The following is an 18,712-nucleotide window of genomic DNA, read 5'->3' as shown; positions in this document are numbered from 1 at the left end:
GACCGTCAGGCCGTCAGTCGGCGGACCAGCTTGCGGAGGCCGGCCTGCCAGCCGTCCGGGTCCTCGGCGCGGCGGCGGGCGTAGTCGGCGACCTCCGGGTGCGGCAGGATGAGGAACCGCTCCTCGGCCAGCCCGGCGATGGTCGCCTCGGCGACCTGGTCCGGGGTGAGCACCGCTCCGGAGGCGGCGATCACCCGGGCGCCCAGGTGGCCCTCGACGATGCCGTCGGCGAGCATCGGGGTGTCCACACCCTGCGGGCAGAGGGCGCTGACCCGGATGCCCCGGTCCCGGTAGGTGATGGCGAGCCACTCGGCGAAACCCACCGAGGCGTGCTTCGTCGCGGTGTACGCGGCGTCGCCCACCGCGGTCAGCACGCCCGCCGCCGAGCAGGTGTGCAGCAGGTGGCCGCCGCCGCGGGCGAGCATGCCGGGCAGCACCGCGCGGGCCGAGTAGACGTGGGCGAGCACGTTGACCCGCCACGCGCGATCCCAGGCCGCGTCGTCGACCTCGATTCCCCCGCCGGTGGTCACCCCCGCGTTGGCGCAGAACAGGTCGATGCGGCCGAAGCGCCGTTCGGTGTCGTCGACGAGCGCGCGGACCTGGGCCTCGTCGGTGACGTCGAGGGCGGCGGCGTGCGCCACCGGGCCGATGCCCTCGGCCACGGCATGGGCCGCCTCGGCGTCCAGGTCGGCGACGACCACCGCGGCGGCGCCCTCGGCGGCGAAGCGCCGTGACAGTGCCGCCCCGATGCCGCCGGCGCCGCCGGTGACCACCGCGATCCGGTCGGTCAGATTCACTGGGACGCTCCCACGGGCTCGGTGCCCAACCGGGCGATGAGGGTCATCAGCGCGGCCGCGCTGCCGGCGGTCACCTCGGGGGTGGGCAGCAGCGCGAGGACCGGCACGTCCACGCCGGCGTCTGCGTAGCGGCGGACCTGGGCCCGGCACCGCTCCGGCGAGCCGTGCAGCACCAGGGCGTCGACCACCTCGTCGGGCACCGCCGCGCTGGCGGCACGCCGGTCCCCCGCGGCCCAGGCCTCCCACATCGGCGCCAGCGCCTCGGTGCGGCCGAGCCAGCGATGGAATTCGGCGTACGCCGGCACGGTGAGGTAGCTGGTGATCAGCCGGCGGCCGAGCGTGCGGGCGTACGCGGCGTCCTCGGTGGGGCAGACGAAGATCCGGGCGGCTACCTCAAAGCCGGCACGCCGCTCGCCCAACTCCGCGAGGGTCCGCGGCACGTCCTCGGCGCTGAGCCAGTTGAGGATGACCCCGTCGGCCTCGGCGCCGGCGAGTCGGAGCATGCCCGGGCGCAGCGCGGCGAGCAGGATCGGCGGCGGCACCGCCGGTGGCCGTTCGAGGGTGAACCGGCGCACCGTGAAGGTGTCGTAGACCTCGTCCACCGTCTCACCGCGCAGCGCGGCGCGCAGGAACCGCAGGACGTCGCGGGTACGTCGGAACGGCTCGTCGAACCGCACCGCGTTCCAGTCCCGCACGAGCACCGGCGAGGACGCGCCGATGCCGAGCGCGAACCGGCCCGGGGCCGCCTCGGCGAGCGCCGCCGCGCTCATGGCGAGCAGCCCGGGGCCGCGGGTGAAGACCGGGGTGATCGCGGTGCCCAGCCGCAGCCGCGGCTGCCACGCCGCGGCGAGGGCCAGCGGGGTGAACGCGTCGGTCCCGGCGACCTCGGAGGACCACACGTCGGTGAACCCGGCGCTATCGAGGGTCGCGTAGACCGCCTGGTGATCGGCCAGCGGGATCCCGCCCAACGGCACCGTCATGCCCCATCGATTCGTCACCGATCGATCGTGCCCGTTGACGGGGCCTGCGAGCAAGATCCCCGAAGTGGGCAGAATCGCCGGTTCGCGGCCGCGCGTGCCGGCCGAGGTGCTACGACTTCGAGGTGGACCGGAGCACCGGCGCAGGCCGCTGACCATGGGTTCCAGGGCGGCGGGACACCTGGAGCCGGTCCCGGCGGCGACCGCGCCCGGTCGGGCCACGTTCCTGGAGCTCTTCTTCGACCTGGTCTACGTCTTCGCGCTCACCCGGATCTCCGCGCGTGCGTTCGAGGACCTGACCGAGAGCCCGGCGCAGCTGGGCTGGCCGGCGGTCACCGGCAGCGGCAAGACGCTGCTGTTGCTGCTGGCGCTCTGGGCGGTCTGGCAGGGCACCGCGTGGACGACCAGCCGCTACGACCCGTACCGGGCACCGCTGCAGACCGTGGTGTTGACCGCGCTCGTGGCCAGCATGGTGATGGGGGTCGCGATCCCCCGGGCGTTCAGCGAGACCGGGCTGACGTTCGCGACAGCGTACGTCGTCGCGCAGGTGACCCGGCCGCTGATCCTGTCGATCGCGTTGGGACCGCATCCGTACCGCCGGTTGAAGGTGCGGATGACCGTGGTGTTCGCCGTCAGCGGGGTGTTCTGGATCGGTGGGGCGTTGCTGCCCATCAACGGGCAGGTGATGCTCTGGGCGCTGGCGTTGCTCATCGAGTACCTGGCGGCGCGGTGCGGCTGGCCGGTGCCGGGCCTGGGCCGGTCGACGGTCTCGAAGTGGGAGATCGCCGGGGAGCACCTGGCCGAGCGGTACCAGCAGTTCTTTCTCGTGGCGCTGGGCGAGACGATCCTGGTGGCCGGTTTCGCGTACAGCAAGGGCCCGTACGAGTCGGGGCACGCGTGGGCCTTCGCGCTCTCGGTGGCCACGTCGATCATGCTGTGGCGGATCTACGTCCAGCGCGCCGGGCAGATCCTGGGCGAGGCCGTGATGACGGCCCGCCACCCGGCGAACATCGGCCGCTCGGCGGCCGACACGCACCTGGTCATGGTGGTCGGCCTGGCCGCCACGGCGGTCGGCTACGAGCTGATCATCGATCATCCGCTGGGCCATGCCCCGGGGGCGTGGCTGGCCATGGTGCTCGGCGGACCCGCGCTGTTCCTGGCCGGCCGGGCCCGTTTCGAGTACGAGGTGTTCGGGCGGGTCTCCCCGTCGCGGTGGATCGCCATCCTGGTGCTGGCGGCGGTGGTCGTACCGCTGCTGTTCCTGCCGGGGCTGGCCGCCTTGGCCGCCGGAGTGCTCGTGCTGGGCGGCGTCGCGGTCGCCGACGCCCGCCGGGCGCGGGGCGCGCCGCCGGAGGCCGCCGCGACCCCGTTCTGACCGTCGGCGTACGCCCAACAGCCGGTTAGTCTCGGCGGGTGACCTTCTCCCTCGTCGCCCGCTCCGCCGACGGCCGCCGCCACGGCGTCGTCGTGGCCAGCAAGTTCCTCGCCGCCGGGGCGCTGGTGCCGGCCGCGCAGGCCGAGGTCGGCGCGCTGGCCACCCAGGCGCACGTCAACCTCGCCTACCGCCCGCAGGGGCTGACGCTGCTCCGCACCGGGGTGGCCGCCGCCGACGTGGTGGCCGGCCTGATCGCCGCCGACGCCGAGCGGGAGCACCGGCAACTCGGCGTGGTGGGCGTCAGCGGCCCGGGTGCGAGCTGGACCGGCCCGGCCTGCCACCCTTGGGCCGGCGGGCGGACCGGCGACGGCTGGGCCGCGCAGGGCAACGTCCTCACCGGCCCGGAGGTCGTCGACGCGCTGGGCGACGCGTGGCTGGCCTCCTCGGCGCTGCCGTTCGCCGAGCGGCTGGTCGCGGCGCTGCGCGCCGGTGACGAGGCCGGCGGGGACCGGCGCGGCCGGCAGAGCGCCGGCCTGCTGGTGGTCGAGCGCGGCGGAGGGTACGGCGGCACCAGCGACGTGCTGATCGACCTGCGGGTGGACGACCATCCGGACCCGGTCACCGAGCTGGGTCGGCTGCTGGCCGTGCACACCATGCTGTTCAGTCGGCCCGACCCGGCGACCCTGCTCGACCTGAGCGGCGCGGTCGCCGACGAGGTGGCGACGTTGCTCACCGCGCTCGGTCACCCGGTCGGCGACGCCGGGACGGAGGCGGCGCTGGTCTCCTGGGCAGGGCTGGAAAACCTGGAGGAGCGGTTGGTGCCGGGGCGCATCGACCCGGTGGTGCTCACGCACCTGCGGGGCGTCGCCCCGCACGTTCCCGCGCCCCGACCGGCGAGCTGACCGGCCGGGCCGGCCCCGCACGTTCCCGCGCCCCGTTCGGCGGGCTGACCGGCCGGGGCGGCGTCAGCGGCACCCGGTGACGAGCCAGCGCGGGCGACTCGCGACGGCGGTCGGGGTCAGCGGCCGAAGGCGAGCCAGCGGAAACCGGCGGCGTCGATCGCGGCCCGTTCCGGGACGGTCAGTGCCGCACGGCCGGTGGTCTTGCGGATCAGGGTCAGCCGGTCCCAGCCCAACGCGGCCGGTGCGGGTCGCCCTGCGGTGAGCAGGTCGGCGATCACCGCGGCCGCACGCGGGGTGAGCCACGGCGGGCGGTCCAGCGCCGCCGCCAGGTCCAGGCCGTGCACGCCCACCTCGACCACCCGGGTCCGCAGGAACTCGGTGAGGAGCATCGCGTCGCCGTGCCGGGTCCGGACCACCCGATCGGGCGGGGCCACGGCGACCGCCGCGTCGGCGGCCCGCCAGGCCCGCTCGAACCCGGTCGCCAACGCCTCCCGGTGCACCTGCCGCGCGTCGCGGCGGCCGCCGGCGATGCGGTCGGCGTCCACCTGCGGGGTGAACTTCGCCGCGCCGAAATACCGGGCGGCGTCCACCTCGGCGCGCGGCGGGGCGGGGGCGGCGAGCATGTCGGCCAGCCGTCCGGCGCCGGTGCGCACGTGCGCGAGCAACTCCCGGACGGTCCACGGCGGGCAGGGGGTGGGCCGGTCGAGGTCGACGGCGTCCACCTCGGCCAGGATCTCGGTGAGCCGTACGCACTCGGCACGGAACGCCGCGCGAACCGGGTCCACCGGTCGGCTCAACCCTTGACCCGGGGCACCAGCCGGTGCACGACGGTCAGCACCAGCGCCATCACCAGCGCCATTGTGCCGGCGATGCCGGCGGCGCTGCCCGCGTACCCGACGAAGAGCGGGCGGCGGCTCAACTCCTCCGGGCCGGTCCCGCGCAGGTCCACCAGCCAGGTGAGGGCCAGTCCGGAGGCGATCAGGGCGAGCACGCCGGCCACACCGAGCACGACCGCGGCGACGCGGTGGGCGTCACCGGGCGCGATCTGGGCCTGCTCGCGTTGGGTGATCAGCAGGACCAGTCCCGCCAGCGCCGCCCAGACGCCCACCACCAGGTAGGCGGCGACCGCGTCGCTGGGTCGGTGCCAACCGGCGGACAGGGTCGCCACCCCGGCGATGGCGGCGTAACTCGCGCCGACGAAGGCGCCGACGGCCCGCACCTTGGGCGGCAGGACGAGCATGAGCGCGACCGCCACCGACGCGGCCACGGCGGTGTGCCCACTGGGGAGGCTGTTGCCCACCGCGGCGCGCTCCGGGTCGAGGCCGAGGTCGGGCCGGCTCAGGCCGTACTTGAGCAGTTGGGTGGAGACGTTCGCCCCGGCGATGAGCAGGGTCGCGGTGACGGCCAGGGCGATCCGCCCCCGGATGAGCGCGATGAAGCCGATCATCGCGGTGGCGGCGAGCAGGGAGACCACCGACATCGCGTTGAGGATCCGGTCCACCGGCCCGTCGATGCGGTCGTGGCCGATCTCGTTGCCGGTCAGGGCGACCGTGTCGACCCACTGACCGATCTCGGTGTGCACGGCCACCCGCCAGACGGCAAGGAAGGCGGCCGCCTGGACGAGCGCCAGTACGACCAACCAGACCGCGGTCCAACCCCGTGCCGTCGCGCGCATCCGCACACCGTAGCGGCCGGCGCCGGCCGGTCGGCCGGTGGCCCACCGGCTCCCGGCGGTTAGGTTGAGGCGGAGGCGAGGAGGTGGCGGTGGGCGGCACACCGGAGCGGGAGTCCGGCCAGGTCGAGCCCGGCCCGGACCGGGCGACGACGGCCGGTCGGCAGGCCGGCGGAGCGGCCCCGGCCGAGTCCCTGGCGGACCTGCTGGGTGGGCGGCGGGGAGCGGTGGACGCCACCCTGCCGCCGGTGGCGTTCGCGCTGGGCTGGCTGATCGGCGGCGAGTCGCTGTGGGCCGGGGTGGGCGCGGCGCTCGCCGTGGGCGTCGTGGTGGCCGGCGTACGGCTGCGGCGGGGCGACCGGCCGCGCTCAGTGCTGATCGGGCTGCTCGCCGTCTGCGTCGCGGCGCTGATCGCGGTGCGGACCGGCCGGGCCGAGAATTTCTTTCTGATCCAGTTGCTGTCGAACGCCGCCAGCGCGCTGGCCTGGGCCGTGAGCATCGTGGTGCGCTGGCCGCTGCTGGGCGTGCTGGTCGGCGCGGCGCTGGGCCAGCGGGCCCGGTGGCGGCGGGATCCGGCGCTGCTGCGCGGGTACGGCCGGGCGAGTTGGGTGTGGACGGCTACCTATGTGGTGCGGGTGGCGGTGTTCGTCCCGCTGTACCTGAGTGGGCAGGTGCTCGCGCTCGTGGTGGCCCGGATCGCGTTGACCTGGCCGCTGGTCGCGGCGGCGCTCGCGGTGAGTTGGGTGGTGCTGCGCCGGTCGTTGCCGACCGGGCACCCGGGGCTGCGTCACCCGGTCACCGGCGACCCGGACATCCGGCCCGACGAGCCGGCCGGGAAGGGGCCTCGGCGGGCATAAAAAGTGGAGAGGCCGCCACGGGGGGAGCGGCCTCTCCGGTGACGTACGTTACTCCGTCATCCTCATTGGTGTGATCCCGCGACAGCCCGAATTTCTGGGCTTTTTCGCGGCAGTCTTCAGTCCGGGCGGTGGGGTGGGCCGGTCGACCCGCTGCGTTGGCCAGATGACCGGCCCACCCCGGCCTGACCGTGGGTGTCAGGCCGTCCGCCGGCCGGGTCCCATCGTTCCCCCGGACCCGGCCGAACCCCGGGGTGGGCGGGGCACTCCACCCACCCCGGGTGGCTCTCAGCCGTTCGGGAACAGGGTCCCGTAGTCGGCGTACGCCATGGCCACGTCGGCCTGCGCCCAGAAGCGGTGGTAGTTGAAGCTGGGCTCCGCACCACCGTTCAGGTACGCCTGCACCTTGGGCCAGTCCGGGTCGTTCTTGTAGAAGGACCGGATGTCGAGGAAGCTCTTGCCGGCGGCGATGGCGTCGCCGTTGGGCATCTTCCCGGTCCAGCCCGGCGGGACGTAGAGGCCCTGCCCGGTGGACGCGTCGTAGGTGTCGTCGAAGCGCTTGTAGTCGCCCCGCGTCTCGGTGGTGGAGACGCCCTTCGCGTCACTGGCGGCGTCGAGCGCGTCCAGCAGGCCCTTGGCGGTGGTCTTCGCCGCCGCGTTGCCCGACTTGGCCGCGTACGCGATCAGGGTCCGGGCGTAGGAGGCGGCGACGCCGACGTCCTGGCCCTTGCTGATCACCTCGACGTGCAGGTTGGTGTTGGGCTGCGGGCTGGACGGGTTCCAGGTGATCGGCTGACCGGTCCACTTCATGTCCGACGGGATCGACCAGTTGGTGCCGACCGTCGTGTTGGCGATCGCCCACGGCACCCACTTGTCCAGCAGCGCCTTGGCCTTCGCGTTGCCGGTCTGCAGGTACAGCTCGGCGACCCGCTGCATCGACCACGCCTGCATGCCGAACCACTGGTTCGACGGCGGGTCGTTGTAGACCGGGTCGACGTCGTAGAACATGCCGTAGAAGGTGCTGGTGCCCGACGGCGGCTGGGCGTAGCTGCCGTCCCAGCTGTTGGTCGCGCCGCCGGCGATGCCGCCCTCGGACGACTGCAGCCAGGTGTAGAACTCCAGCTGCCGGTCGAAGCTCTTGGTCCAGTCGGCGACCGCGGTCGACGACTGCGGCTTGAGCTCCGGCGTGTTGGTCAGCGCCCAGGCCGCGAACGGGTTCTGGTAGCCGAAGTGGTTGTGGCTGGAACCGATTCGCCAGGACCAGTTCTGGCTGGTGTCGTACGCGCCGCCCCAGGCGTAGTACCAGGACAGCAGGTAGTGCGCCGAGTCCTTGCCACTGCCGGCGGGGCAGGTGCTGGCCCCGACGCAGTTGCCGATCTTCTTGAAGTACTTGTCGAACATCGCGTACCGCAGGTAGTCGCCCATCTTGGCGGCCTTGGCCACGGTGGCGGCGACGTCGGCCTGCTTGCCCTGCGCCTTGGCCCAGGTCAGCGCCCAGTACGCGGCCTGCACGGCACGGGCGTCGGCGTCCGGGGCGTTGGTGTACTTCCACTGCTTGGCGGGAGTGCCGGTGTCCTTGACGAACAGGTCGAGGTAGCCGTACTGACCGCCGTGCTTGAAGGTGTCGCAGGACGGCTGCGGGACGGTCTCCCACACCGACTCCTGGGTGCCCCGCTGGAAGGTGTTGATGTACGCCGGCTTGGTGGTGCCGTCACCGCAGCGGCCGAAGCCGTAGGTGTTGTCGACGTCCATCAACCAGTGCATGCCGTAGATGTCGCCGGTGCCGTAGGTGGACTGGAGCTCCGAGCGGAGCGGGTCCTGCCCGACGGAGATGTTCGGGTTCAGCGCCGAGGGGTACTGGCTGGGCAGGTTGTACTCCGCGGCGTACTGCGGTGTGCCGGCGGAGCCCGCGGTGGGCTGGTCGGCGTGCGACGGGATGATGTACTTCTCCATCACCGTCCAGGCGTTGTTGAACGGCGCCCAGTTCTGGGTGACGCGGCCGTACTGGGCCTCCAGCCAGATCCAGAAGCTGAACGCCTCCGAGGTGGTCTCGTGGCCGTAGTCCGGCGCCTCGACGATCAGCGTCTCGACCGAGTGGTACGGCACGCCCTCGGGGCTGAAGTAGCCCGAGTTCTTGATCTTGCCGTACTGGGCGAGGAACTTCTTGATGTAGGCGTTGTCGCCGCCGGGGGTGTCGTTGTCGATCTCGGTGGCGGTGACCGCCAGGGGTGCGAGACCGGTGGCGGACGCGGTGATGGTGGCGGTGCCGCCGACGGTGTCGGTGTCCTCCGCCGCGGCGACCGTGACGGTGACCCCGGTGTTCCAGTTGCTCGGGGTCAGGGTGACGGTGCTCGGCGAGACCGTGACGTCGGTGTCTCCGCTGCGGGTGAGGGTGACCGGCACGCTGGCCGTCGGCGCGGCGCTGAGCTTGAGGTTGAAGGTGGTCGTGCCACCCTCGTTGACGCTCACCGCGGACGGCGTGGCGATCAGCGTCGGGCCGCTGGCGGCGCCGACGGTGAACGCCTTCTCGGCGACCCCGATGCCGTTGGCGTTGTCGTACGCCTTGGCCTGCACCGTGTAGTTGCCGGCCGGCAGGTCCTCCTGCGTGTACGTGTACGGCGCGGTGGTGTCGGTGTTGATCAGCAGGCCGTTGCGGTAGAACTCGACCTTGCTGATCGTCCCGTCCGGGTCGCTGGCCGTGGCGGTCAGCGGCACGTCGGCCGGGGCGGTGAACGGCCCGCTCGGCAGGGCGAGGGAGACCGTCGGCGGCTGGTTGGCCGGGGTGCCGTTGCAGGAGGTGCCGTTCAGGGTGAACGAGGTGGGCTTCGGGTTGCTGCCCGAGTAGGACCCGTTGAAGCCGATGGTGGTGGAAGCCCCGGTGCCGAGGTTGCCGTTGTACGACTCGTTGGTCGCGGTGACCTCACTGCCGGACTGGCTGAACCTGGCCGACCAGCCCTGGGTGACGCGCTGGCTGCTGTTCGGGAAGGTCCACTTGAGCGTCCAGTTGCTGACCGCGTCGCCCAGGTTCTTGATGGTCACGTTGGCGGTGAAGCCGGTGTTCCAGTCGTTGGTCGCGTAGACCACGTCGCAGGCGGGTGCGGCCTGCGCGGCGCCGGCGGGCAGGGTCACCCCGCCGATGGCGAGCGCGGCGGCGGCGAGGATCGCCACTCGGCGGCGTCGTGCCAGTTGTCTCATGTGCGCGGTGTCTCCTCGGACCAGGCCGGGATGGTCCCCGGCGAGGCGCCTGCCCGCGGGTGTGGTGGTACGCGGGGGATTCGAGGCGCCGGGAAGGTGGTTGCCCCGGGCCCGGCCGGGGTGCGGCGGTGCGGCCCGCGCGGGAGGGGGTCCCGCCGGCTGCGCTCGGGTGCCGTGACCGGAAGTCGTGCTGCCGGCTGCCCTCGGCGGACCCGCGCCCACGCGATCTGGCTCCTGTCGCGTTGAATCGACAGTGTGCCATGGAAGCGCTCCCACAACAAGCGCACAGGGGACGGGATCACCCAGTTGTTTCGATCTCGTTTTGGGTCTTTCACAAAGGCGTGACGGGCGTTACAGTCGCAACATCGGTCGATGGGAGCGCTTCCATCGACAAAGGTTCCAACTGGAAGATCACCGGGACCGTCCTCGTGGCGGGCCCCGGGGAACCAACCCGAAGGCCGACGGCGGGCCAGCCCGGACGCCGCCGTCAGCCATCATCCCGCCACAGGGAGGGAGGTGGAACCAGAGCCACTCGCGTGGCCCGGCTCCCGCGCGACACGCACGGCAGGACCCAAATTCCGCCCGTGTGTGTGCAGTTACGGTGGGGACGGGGGTTGCCCTCCCCCGTCCCCACACTAAACCCCCGTACACAATGGGAAAAGAGGCCGACGGGACAGGCGCCAAGCGCCGCCCGGTCGGCCTCGTTCGCTGTCCGGGGCCCTCACCCGCCTCGACCCGCCATGTCCGGCCGCCGTGACGGCCGGCTCACGGGGCCGGCCGCTCCTGGCCTATTCTGGGAGCGCTCCCGAATCTCGGCGGCGGCCCCGTATCCACGAGGAGAATCCATGTCGATACCTACCGGGCCCGCCGGCCCGCTGCGCTTTCCCCGCGACTTCGGCTGGGGCGCGGCCACCTCCGCTTACCAGATCGAGGGCGCAACCAAGGAGGACGGCCGCGGCGAGTCGGTCTGGGACACCTTCAGTCGTGTCCCCGGGCGTACCCGCAACGGCGACACCGGCGACGTGGCCGCGGACCACTACCACCGGTACGCCGAAGACCTCGACCTGATGCGCGACCTGGGTCTGCGCAGCTACCGCTTCTCCATCTCCTGGCCCCGCGTTCAGCCCGACGGCACCGGCGCGCCCAACCAGCGCGGGCTCGACTTCTACCGCCGCCTCCTCGACGGCCTGCACGAGCGCGGCATCGCCCCGATGGCCACCCTGTTCCACTGGGACCTGCCGCAGGCGTTGCAGGACGCCGACGGCTGGGAGTCCCGCGACACCGCCCACCGCTTCGCCGACTACGCCGACGCGGTGTTCACCGCCCTCGGTGACCGGGTGCCGGTCTGGCTCACCATCAACGAGCCCAAGACCGTCGTCCAGAACGGCTATCTCATGGGCCACCACGCGCCCGGCCGGCAGGACCCGGACGCCGCCTACCTCGTCGCCCACCACCTGCAACTGGCCCACGGCCTCGCGGTCCGCGCGCTGCGCGCCGCCAACGGCACCGGCCGGATCGGCCCCGCGCTCAACCTGCACCCCTGCTACCCCACCGACGACTCCCCCGAGGCCGGCGCCGCCGCCCAGCTCTACGACGGCTACGAGAACCGCCTCTACCTCGACTCGCTGCTCAAGGGCAGCTACCCGCAGGACGTGCTGGCCGACCTGGGCCCGCAGAGCCGGATGGTTCGCGGCATCCGCGACGGCGACCTGGCGGTGATCTCGTCGCCGGTCGACCTGCTGGCCGTGCAGTACTACACGCCCATCTACGTCACGGCCGACGGCAGCACCGAACACCGGTGGCCGACCTCCGAGGCCGGTTGGCAGCAGATCTACCCCGACGGGATGTACGACATCCTGACCCGGGTCACCCGCGACTACGGCCCGATCCCGCTCACCGTCACCGAGAACGGCCTGCCCACCCCCGACACCCTGGCCGCCGACGACACCGTCGACGACAGCGGCCGGATCACCTTCCTGCGCGACCACCTGGCCGCCGCGCACCGCGCCATCAGCGCCGGAGTGCCGCTGGAGAGCTTCCACGTGTGGTCGATGCTCGACAACTTCGAGTGGGACGAAGGGTACGACCAACGCTGGGGCCTGGTCTACGTGGACTACGCCACCCAGCGCCGGGTGCTCAAGCGCAGCGCCCACTGGTACCGCTCCGTCATCGCCGAGGGCGGTTTCTGAGCGGGCCGCCCGGACGGCCGGGCCCGGACGGCTCGGCTCCGGGTGAGCCGGTGACCGTCCGGGTCACGGTCGGCAACGTTCAGCGGGGCAGCGCCTGCTGCAACTCCGCCCGCAGGGCAGGGGTGAGCATCTCCCCCGCCTGCTTCGCCAGCCGGGCCATCTCGTAGCCCACCACGCCGATGTCCGCGTCGCCGGCCGCGAGCGTGGCCAGGATCGATCCGTCGCGCACCTGCATCACGAGGAAGTAGCCCCGGCCCATCTCGACCACCGTTTGCTTGACGATGTCGCCGTCGAACATCTGCGCCGCGCCCGCCGTGATGCTCATCAGCCCGGACGTCACCGCGGCGAGCTTGTCCGCGTGGTCGCGGGGCAGATGGTCGGAGATCGCCACCAGCAGCCCGTCGGAGGAGACCACCACCGCGTGCGCCACACCCGGCACCCGCTCTGCGAACGCGCTCACCAGCCAGCTCAGGTCACGTGCCTCCTGGCTCAACGTCGTCACTGTCGTCGTCCTCCTTCGTCGTGCCCCCACGAGGGTGGCACCGATATCTCGGTGGTGTCCTCGGCCTCGGCACGCCGTACCCCGCTGTAGAGCCGGGAAAGCATGCCACCGACCGCCTCCGGGTCCAGTTCGGCGCGCGCCGGCGCCGACTCCGGCTGGGCCGGGCGGGTGACCGCGGAGAGTTGCGCCATCGGCACGCGTACCGGCAGGCCCCGCTCATTCGTGCCGGCCGTCACCGGAGTGGCGGGCGGCGCGGCCGGGCCGGGGGCCGCCGCCCCGGTCGGCCCCTGCCGGGACCACCAGCCGCCGCCGTCATCGGAGGCGGCCGGAGCCAACACGTCCTCGGCGCGTACCGGCACGGGGCGGGTCTGGCGCGGCACGGTGGCAGCCGGCGGGCGACCGGCCACCGGCAGGTCCAGCGGCGCGACGGCCGGCCCACGGGCACCAGCCGACCGGGGGGCCCCCGCCATCCGCTGCGCCGCGGCGCCCCGCGCCGCACTCGCCGCCAGCATCCGGGCCGGCGCCGGCGGATCCAGCTCCACCGCACCGGCCGGAGCCAGCAGGGCGGCCGGCAGCACCAGCCGCGCGACCAGGCCGCTCTGGCGTGCGTCGAGCTGCACGCGCACGCCCAGCCGGCTCGCCAGGTGGCTGACCACGAACAGGCCCATCCGCTCGACCGCCGCGACGTCCGCGGCCGGCGGGCTGGCCAGCACCGCGTTCGCCTCGGCCAGCGCGGTCGGGCTCATGCCCAGGCCGTCGTCCACGATCTCGATCAACGCGCCCGACGCCTCGACCCGGGCGGTCACCAGCACGACCGTGTCCGGACGGGAGAACGCGGTCGCGTTCTCCAGCAGCTCGGCCAGCATGTGCACCAGTTCCCCGACCGCGTGCCCCACCACGTTGACCTCGCCCACCGAATCCAGCCGGACCCGCTGGTACTGCTCGATCTCGGCGGCGGCGGCCAGCAGCACGGTGCCGAGACCCACCGGACGGTTCCACCGACGGGTGGAGTCCGTACCGGCGAGCACCAGCAGGCTCTCGTCGTTACGGCGCATCCGGGCGGCCAGGTGGTCGAGTTTGAACAGGTTGCCGAGCTGGTCCGGGTCGCTCTCCTCGCGCTCCAGGTCGTCGAGCAACTCCAGTTGGCGCTCCACCAGCACCTGGCTGCGGCGGGCCAGGTTGACGAACATCGCATTGACGTTGCGACGCATCAGCGCCTGCTCGACGGCTACGGTCACGGCGCTGCGGTGCACCGCGACGAACGCCTCCGCCAGCTCACCGATCTCGTCGAGCGAACGGACCACAGCCGGCGCGACGTCGATGCTCGGCACCCCGCCGGTGACGGTCCGCAGCCGATCCAGCGCGTCCGGCAGCTCGACCTGCGCGATGCGCAGCGCCTGGCTGCGCAGCAGCCGCATCGACCGGGCGACCGACCGCCCCACCAGCAATGAGATCAGCAGGGCGACCAGCAGCACGGCGACGACACCGCCCACCACCAGCAGGGTGGCCCGCAACTGGCCGCTGCTGGCGTCGTCGGCCTGGCGCACCGCGTCGTCCAGCACCCCCGCCTCGACCTGGCGCAGCAACTCCTGGCGCTGTTGGCTGGCCGACCACCACTGCTCCGACGGCAGCACCTCGGGCGCGGCGTTCCCGGCCGGCAGGCTGCGCTCCTCCAGCTGGGTGGCGACCAGGAACAGCGGGTTCACCGAGGTCTCGTCGTACCGGCGGATCTGATCCGTGGTGGCGGCCACCCGGAACGCGCCGAGGGCGGTCAACTGCTGGGCGCGCAGGTCGGTGAGGACCACCCGGTCCTCCGTGCCGTACCGGCCGGCGCGGGCGGCGGCGTAGAGCTGGGCGCGGACGCGGGAGGAGAGCTCCTTGACCCGGGCCAGCTGCACGTAGCGCAGCACCGAGTCGCTCAGCGCCGCCCGGTCCTGACCCGGCGTCGGCTCGGCGAGCAGGTCCAGCAGCGCGCCCACGGCCCGGTGGTAGTTGCTCAGGATGGTGTCGTTGCTGAGCACCGCCGGCGGGATCGCCGGACGGATGTCGATCACCTGGTCGTACGCCTCCTGCGCCTCGGAGAAGGCCACCCGCCAGGACGCGTCGGCATCGGCCAGCGGCCCGGCCGCCCGGCTCAGGTCGGCCATCGCCCGGTCGGAGGCCGCCTGCAACGGTCGCAGCGCGGTGGCGGCGGCCTGCCGGTCGCCACCGCGGCGCAGCTCGCCCAGCTCACCCGCCGAACGGTCCCGCTCCTGTTGGAGCTGGTGCACCACTGCGGTGATCTGCCGGCCGATGCCGACCTGCCGGGAGAAGTCGTTCAGCGCGGTCGTCCGTCCGACCAGGGCGCTGGTCTGCACGCCCGCGAGCACCAGGAACGCCACCGACGGCACCACCAGCACGGTGGCCAGCTTGGTGCTCATCCGCCAGTCCCGCAGCCGGAACGGCGAGCGGCGTCGATGCGGAACGACGCGGACGTCGAAGCGTCGCCGGCGGTGATTCGACACCCCGCCGGTCGCCGGATCGGGACCTCCCGCCACCCTGCCTCCTCCTGCCGCGTCCACCGCGACCCGGGGAGCGCAGTCCATCCAACCAGGCTCGGTAGCGCTGTCAACGGCCCGGGCAGGGCGAAAGTTCAGGAAGAATACTGCGGGTGGGATCGTCCTGTCGTGGTCGGTAAGACCAGCTCATCCGTCTGGCCGATGTCGGCGAGCTCGGCCGCCGCACCAAAGCGGCCCAGCGCGACCAACGCGGCGCCGGTGGCACCGATCTCCGGGTTGCGTTGGTGCGACACCGGTCGCGGCGCGAGCGCGGCGGCGAACGCCTGCCGCCACCACACCGAGGCGGCCACCGCGCCGCCACCCAGCACCACCCCGACCGGTTTGTCGACCGTGGACTCCAGCACCGCGAGATCGTCGGCGACCAGCTCGCACAGCCCCTGCATCAACCCGGCCAGGATGTCCACCGCCGTGGTGCTGAAGCTCAGGCCGCGCAGCTCGCCCGAGCCGGCCGGCGCCAACCCGGGCGGCCGGTCGCCCCCGAAACGGGGGTCGGTCGGCCGGCCGCCGCCCGCCGGCACCAACGCCAGCGCCGCGTCCAGCTCATCCCCGTGGGGCAGTCGCAGCTCCCTGTTCGCCCAGGCGAACAGGTTGCCACCGCTGGAGTACGCAGCCCCGGTCACCACGTGGTCGTGGTCGACCCGGTAGCGCCAGAGTCGTTCGGGCAGTCGTGGTAGCGGCTCTCCGGCCGGGATCCGCTGCATCAGGCGTACGGCCGCGGAGGTGCCCACCGTGACCGCGGCCCGGCTCGGGTCGGCGCAGCCCGAGCCGACGTTCGACGCCCCGCCGTCACCCACCGGCGGCGCCCACCGGGCCTCGGCCAGCTGCGGCCAGCGGCGGGCGCGGTCGGGCCGGAGCCGGCCGTGCCAGTCCAGCTCACTGAGGGTCGGCAGGTCGCGCGGTCGCGCACCGGCCAGCGTCAACGCCTCCTCATCCCAGCGCAGGCTGCGCAGATCCAGCAGGCCGGTGCCGGAGGCCTGGGAGACCGACATGGGCGCCGCCTGCAGCAGCTCGCCCAGCACGTATTCCGGCAGGCCGACGAACCGGGCGATCGGCGTGCCGGACTGTTCCCGCAGCCAGGGCAGGCGCAGCGACCAGTAGGAGCGGTGCCACCAGCAGCCGGTGCGCTGGTGGAAGGCGTCCGGGTCGGCCGGGCCGGACGTGTCGCCGACCGGCGCGGGCCGGGTGTCCAACCAGGTGACGACCGGGCCCAGCGGAGTGCCGTCGCGGTCCAGCGGAAGCACCGAGTGCCACTGCGCGGAGGTCGCCACCAGGTCGACGTCGTGCAGGTGCCCCGCCTCGGCCAGCTCGTCCAGGCACTCGATGAGACAGGCGAGGTAGTCGGGGCCGGAGAGCGTGCCGGTGCCGTCGTCACCGAGGGCGAGGTTGACCTTCCGCCGGGCCAGGGCGCCGGGCAGCGGCTGGGTCTCCCCGTCCAGCACCAGCCCCCGTACGGAGGAGGTGCCCAGGTCGAGCGCGAGAATGTTCATCGCCGGTCAAGTTACCCGGTGCCGGCCGCGCGGGAACGGAGGTCCGGCCGGGCACACCGGTACGCCCGAAGGGGTCCCGAGCCGGCCCGCGGCCGCGTAAGGTGGACCGCATGCTCGCGCACCCAACCTCCTGGTGGCCCGCCGACCCGGCGGCCACCCCCCGCGCGTAGCTCCATCCACGCGGCCGCCACGAGGCGGCCGCCGGATCTCCCGGCCCGGATGGCCGCCACCGCTGGCGGCGCCCGGCCCACGGAGACCACGATGACCAGCCTGACCCACCTGACCGACCTGCTCGCCGCCATCTCCCGTGGCGACGACCCCGGCCCGTTCGCGCTGTTGCGCCGCGAGGGCGCCGACGAGCTGGAACTGTTCACCGGCGTCGTCGCCACCGTCGACCGCCTGGCGGACATCCCGCTGTCGCCGGGTGCGCCCGGGGCGCGGACGCTGGCCCTGGTGCCGTTCCGGCAGATCGCCGAGCGTGGCTTCGCCTGCGTCGACGACGACGCCCCGCTGGAGTGCCTCCAGGTCCGCGAGCACCGGCGGATCCCCCTGGCCGAGGCCCTGGCCGCGCTGCCCGACCAGCCGGTCCGCACCCGCGACGCCGCGTTCGACGTCAGCGACGAGGAGTACGCGCGGATCGTGCAGCGGGTGCTCACCGAGGAGATCGGCCGCGGCGAGGGCGCGAACTTCGTCATCCACCGCACCCTGCACGCCAGCGTGCAGGGCGCCCCGCTGGTGGCGGCGCTGGCCGCGCTGCGCCGGCTGCTGGTCGCCGAGCGCGGCGCCTACTGGACGTTCGTGGTGCACACCGACACCCGGACCCTGGTCGGCGCCAGCCCGGAACGACACGTCAGCGTCGACGACGGGCTCGTGATGATGAACCCGATCAGCGGCACCTTCCGGCCCGGCGGCGACGCCCCGGACCGGGAAGCGCTGCTGCGGTTCCTCGCCGACCCGAAGGAGGTCGAGGAGCTCTACATGGTGCTCGACGAGGAGCTGAAGATGATGGCGACCGTCGCCGAGCACGGCGGCCAGGTCATCGGCCCGTACCTCAAGGAGATGTCCCACCTGGCGCACACCGAGTACCTGCTCGCCGGGCGGGGCACCCGCGACGTGCGGGAGGTGCTGCGGGAGACGATGTTCGCGCCCACCGTGACGGGCAGCCCGATGGAGAACGCCTGCCGGGTGATCGCCCGGCACGAGCGCCGGGGCCGGGGCTACTACGCGGGCGTGCTGGCCCTGCTCGGTCACGACGACGCCGGTCGCCAGACGCTGGACGCGCCGATCCTGATCCGTACCGCCGAGATCTCCCCCACCGGCCGGCTGCGGGTGCCGGTCGGCGCGACCCTGGTCCGGCATTCCACGGCGGCCGGCGAGGTGGCCGAGACGCACGCCAAGGCCGCCGGAGTGCTGGCCGCGCTCGGTCTCGGCCCGGCGGCGCCCGCCGGCGACCGCGGGCCGGTCGTGCGGCTGGCCGACGACCCGGCGGTACGCGACGCGCTCGCCGCGCGGAACACGCCGCTGGCCCGGTTCTGGCTGGACCAGCGGGCGCCGGACGCGCCGGGGCTGCCCGGGTTGGTCGGTCTGCGGGCACTGATCGTGGACGCCGAGGACACCTTCACCGGCATGTTGGCGCACCAACTGGGCGCGTTGGGTCTCGCGGTCACCCTGCGGCCGTGGCACGCAGGTGGCCCGGTCGACGAGTACGACCTGGTGGTGGCCGGGCCCGGGCCGGGCGACCCGGGCAGCTCGGACGACCCGAAGATGGCCGCGTTGCGCAAGCTGCTGGACGGGCTGCTGGCGACCGGCCGGCCCACCCTCGCGGTCTGCCTGGGGCACCAGGTGCTGGCCGGGTTGCTGGGGCTGCCCCTGCACCGCCGCGACGCGCCCTATCAGGGGTTGCAACGGGAGGTCGCCCTGTTCGGCCGGGCCCGCCGGGTCGGCTTCTACTCCTCGTTCACCGCGCGGGCCGAGGCGGACCGGCTGCACACCGCGTACGGGACGGTGGAGCTGGCCCGGGACGCGCGCGACGGGTCCGTGCACGCCCTGCGCGGGCAGGGTTTCGCCGGGGTGCAGTTCCACCCGGAGTCGGTGCTCAGCCCGGACGGGCTGACCGTGCTGACCGAGTTGCTGGCCGATCTGTTGCCGGCGCCACGCCCGGCCCGGCAGGCATCGCCGACCGGCCCGGCCCACCAGGCGTAGCC

At 73.5% G+C, this 18,712-nt stretch carries 13 protein-coding genes; 5 read left to right on the top strand and 8 right to left on the bottom strand.

Annotated elements, in window-relative coordinates; translation table 11 throughout:
• Positions 1 to 5: 5 nt before the first annotated feature.
• Together ACFYPR_RS12730 and ACFYPR_RS12725 are read right to left on the bottom strand one after the other, a co-directional pair.
• On the bottom strand, positions 6 to 797 hold the full coding sequence (locus ACFYPR_RS12730) for an SDR family oxidoreductase (RefSeq protein WP_354858542.1): 792 nt from the start codon (positions 795 to 797) through the stop codon (positions 6 to 8).
• Positions 794 to 1,777, bottom strand: coding sequence for an LLM class F420-dependent oxidoreductase (locus ACFYPR_RS12725; protein WP_354858600.1), 984 nt, complete (start codon positions 1,775 to 1,777; stop codon positions 794 to 796). Before ACFYPR_RS12725 ends, ACFYPR_RS12730 begins: the two co-directional genes overlap by 4 nt.
• A 154-nt stretch (positions 1,778 to 1,931) precedes the next feature.
• Here ACFYPR_RS12725 and ACFYPR_RS12720 point away from each other — a divergent pair, with 154 nt between their 5' ends.
• Both ACFYPR_RS12720 and ACFYPR_RS12715 read left to right on the top strand, forming a co-directional pair.
• On the top strand, positions 1,932 to 3,149 hold the full coding sequence (locus ACFYPR_RS12720) for a low temperature requirement protein A (protein WP_354858540.1): 1,218 nt from the start codon (positions 1,932 to 1,934) through the stop codon (positions 3,147 to 3,149).
• Positions 3,150 to 3,187: 38 nt separating this feature from the next.
• A complete protein-coding gene (locus ACFYPR_RS12715) occupies positions 3,188 to 4,051 on the top strand; it encodes a DUF1028 domain-containing protein (RefSeq protein WP_354858538.1) in 864 nt (287 codons plus the stop codon).
• 116 nt (positions 4,052 to 4,167) lie between these two features.
• On the opposite strand, the gene ACFYPR_RS12710 is transcribed toward ACFYPR_RS12715, so the two are convergent.
• Positions 4,168 to 4,836, bottom strand: a complete 669-nt coding sequence (locus ACFYPR_RS12710; protein WP_355066805.1) for a maleylpyruvate isomerase N-terminal domain-containing protein — start codon at positions 4,834 to 4,836, stop codon at positions 4,168 to 4,170.
• Positions 4,837 to 4,844: 8 nt separating this feature from the next.
• Positions 4,845 to 5,732, bottom strand: a complete 888-nt coding sequence (locus ACFYPR_RS12705) for a phosphatase PAP2 family protein (protein ID WP_354858533.1) — start codon at positions 5,730 to 5,732, stop codon at positions 4,845 to 4,847.
• Positions 5,733 to 5,815: 83 nt separating this feature from the next.
• On the opposite strand from ACFYPR_RS12705, the gene ACFYPR_RS12700 reads away from it, so the two are divergent.
• Positions 5,816 to 6,580: a DUF3159 domain-containing protein gene (locus ACFYPR_RS12700; RefSeq protein WP_387185512.1), complete on the top strand. Its 765-nt coding sequence runs from the start codon at positions 5,816 to 5,818 to the stop codon at positions 6,578 to 6,580.
• Positions 6,581 to 6,865: 285 nt separating this feature from the next.
• Here ACFYPR_RS12700 and ACFYPR_RS12695 read toward each other — a convergent pair whose 3' ends face one another.
• Positions 6,866 to 9,772: a glycoside hydrolase family 48 protein gene (locus ACFYPR_RS12695; protein WP_355066806.1), complete on the bottom strand. Its 2,907-nt coding sequence runs from the start codon at positions 9,770 to 9,772 to the stop codon at positions 6,866 to 6,868.
• An 845-nt stretch (positions 9,773 to 10,617) separates the two neighbouring features.
• Here ACFYPR_RS12695 and ACFYPR_RS12690 point away from each other — a divergent pair.
• On the top strand, positions 10,618 to 11,961 hold the full coding sequence (locus ACFYPR_RS12690) for a GH1 family beta-glucosidase (protein ID WP_354863185.1): 1,344 nt from the start codon (positions 10,618 to 10,620) through the stop codon (positions 11,959 to 11,961).
• A 79-nt stretch (positions 11,962 to 12,040) separates the two neighbouring features.
• Here ACFYPR_RS12690 and ACFYPR_RS12685 read toward each other — a convergent pair whose 3' ends face one another.
• The 3 genes from ACFYPR_RS12685 to ACFYPR_RS12675 all read right to left on the bottom strand — a co-directional run bounded on the left by ACFYPR_RS12685 (position 12,041) and on the right by ACFYPR_RS12675 (position 16,508).
• A complete protein-coding gene (locus ACFYPR_RS12685) occupies positions 12,041 to 12,454 on the bottom strand; it encodes a roadblock/LC7 domain-containing protein (RefSeq protein ID WP_197281421.1) in 414 nt (137 codons plus the stop codon).
• A gap of 5 nt (positions 12,455 to 12,459) precedes the next feature.
• Positions 12,460 to 15,000, bottom strand: coding sequence for a nitrate- and nitrite sensing domain-containing protein (locus ACFYPR_RS12680; protein ID WP_355066807.1), 2,541 nt, complete (start codon positions 14,998 to 15,000; stop codon positions 12,460 to 12,462).
• Between the two features lie 95 nt (positions 15,001 to 15,095).
• Positions 15,096 to 16,508 (bottom strand): FGGY family carbohydrate kinase, encoded by a 1,413-nt coding sequence (locus ACFYPR_RS12675; protein ID WP_387259881.1) that lies wholly within the window; start codon positions 16,506 to 16,508, stop codon positions 15,096 to 15,098.
• 270 nt (positions 16,509 to 16,778) lie between these two features.
• Here ACFYPR_RS12675 and ACFYPR_RS12670 point away from each other — a divergent pair, with 270 nt between their 5' ends.
• Positions 16,779 to 18,710, top strand: coding sequence for an anthranilate synthase family protein (locus ACFYPR_RS12670; RefSeq protein ID WP_355066822.1), 1,932 nt, complete (start codon positions 16,779 to 16,781; stop codon positions 18,708 to 18,710).
• Positions 18,711 to 18,712 lie beyond the last annotated feature (2 nt).

The organism is Micromonospora sp. NPDC005254 (genome assembly GCF_042872525.1).
In the GTDB taxonomy this organism is placed as follows: Bacteria; Actinomycetota; Actinomycetes; order Mycobacteriales; family Micromonosporaceae; genus Micromonospora.
Note: the sequence above shows the minus strand (reverse complement) of the source record. Positions and strands in the feature narration are given on the sequence as shown.

Coding starts and splice junctions, on each gene's coding strand:
- ACFYPR_RS12725 (WP_354858600.1), bottom strand. CDS start 1,777: ATGACGGTGCCGTTGGGCGGGATCCCGCTGGCCGATCACCAGGCGGTC.
- ACFYPR_RS12720 (WP_354858540.1), top strand. CDS start 1,932: ATGGGTTCCAGGGCGGCGGGACACCTGGAGCCGGTCCCGGCGGCGACC.
- ACFYPR_RS12695 (WP_355066806.1), bottom strand. CDS start 9,772: ATGAGACAACTGGCACGACGCCGCCGAGTGGCGATCCTCGCCGCCGCC.
- ACFYPR_RS12690 (WP_354863185.1), top strand. CDS start 10,618: ATGTCGATACCTACCGGGCCCGCCGGCCCGCTGCGCTTTCCCCGCGAC.
- ACFYPR_RS12675 (WP_387259881.1), bottom strand. CDS start 16,508: ATGAACATTCTCGCGCTCGACCTGGGCACCTCCTCCGTACGGGGGCTG.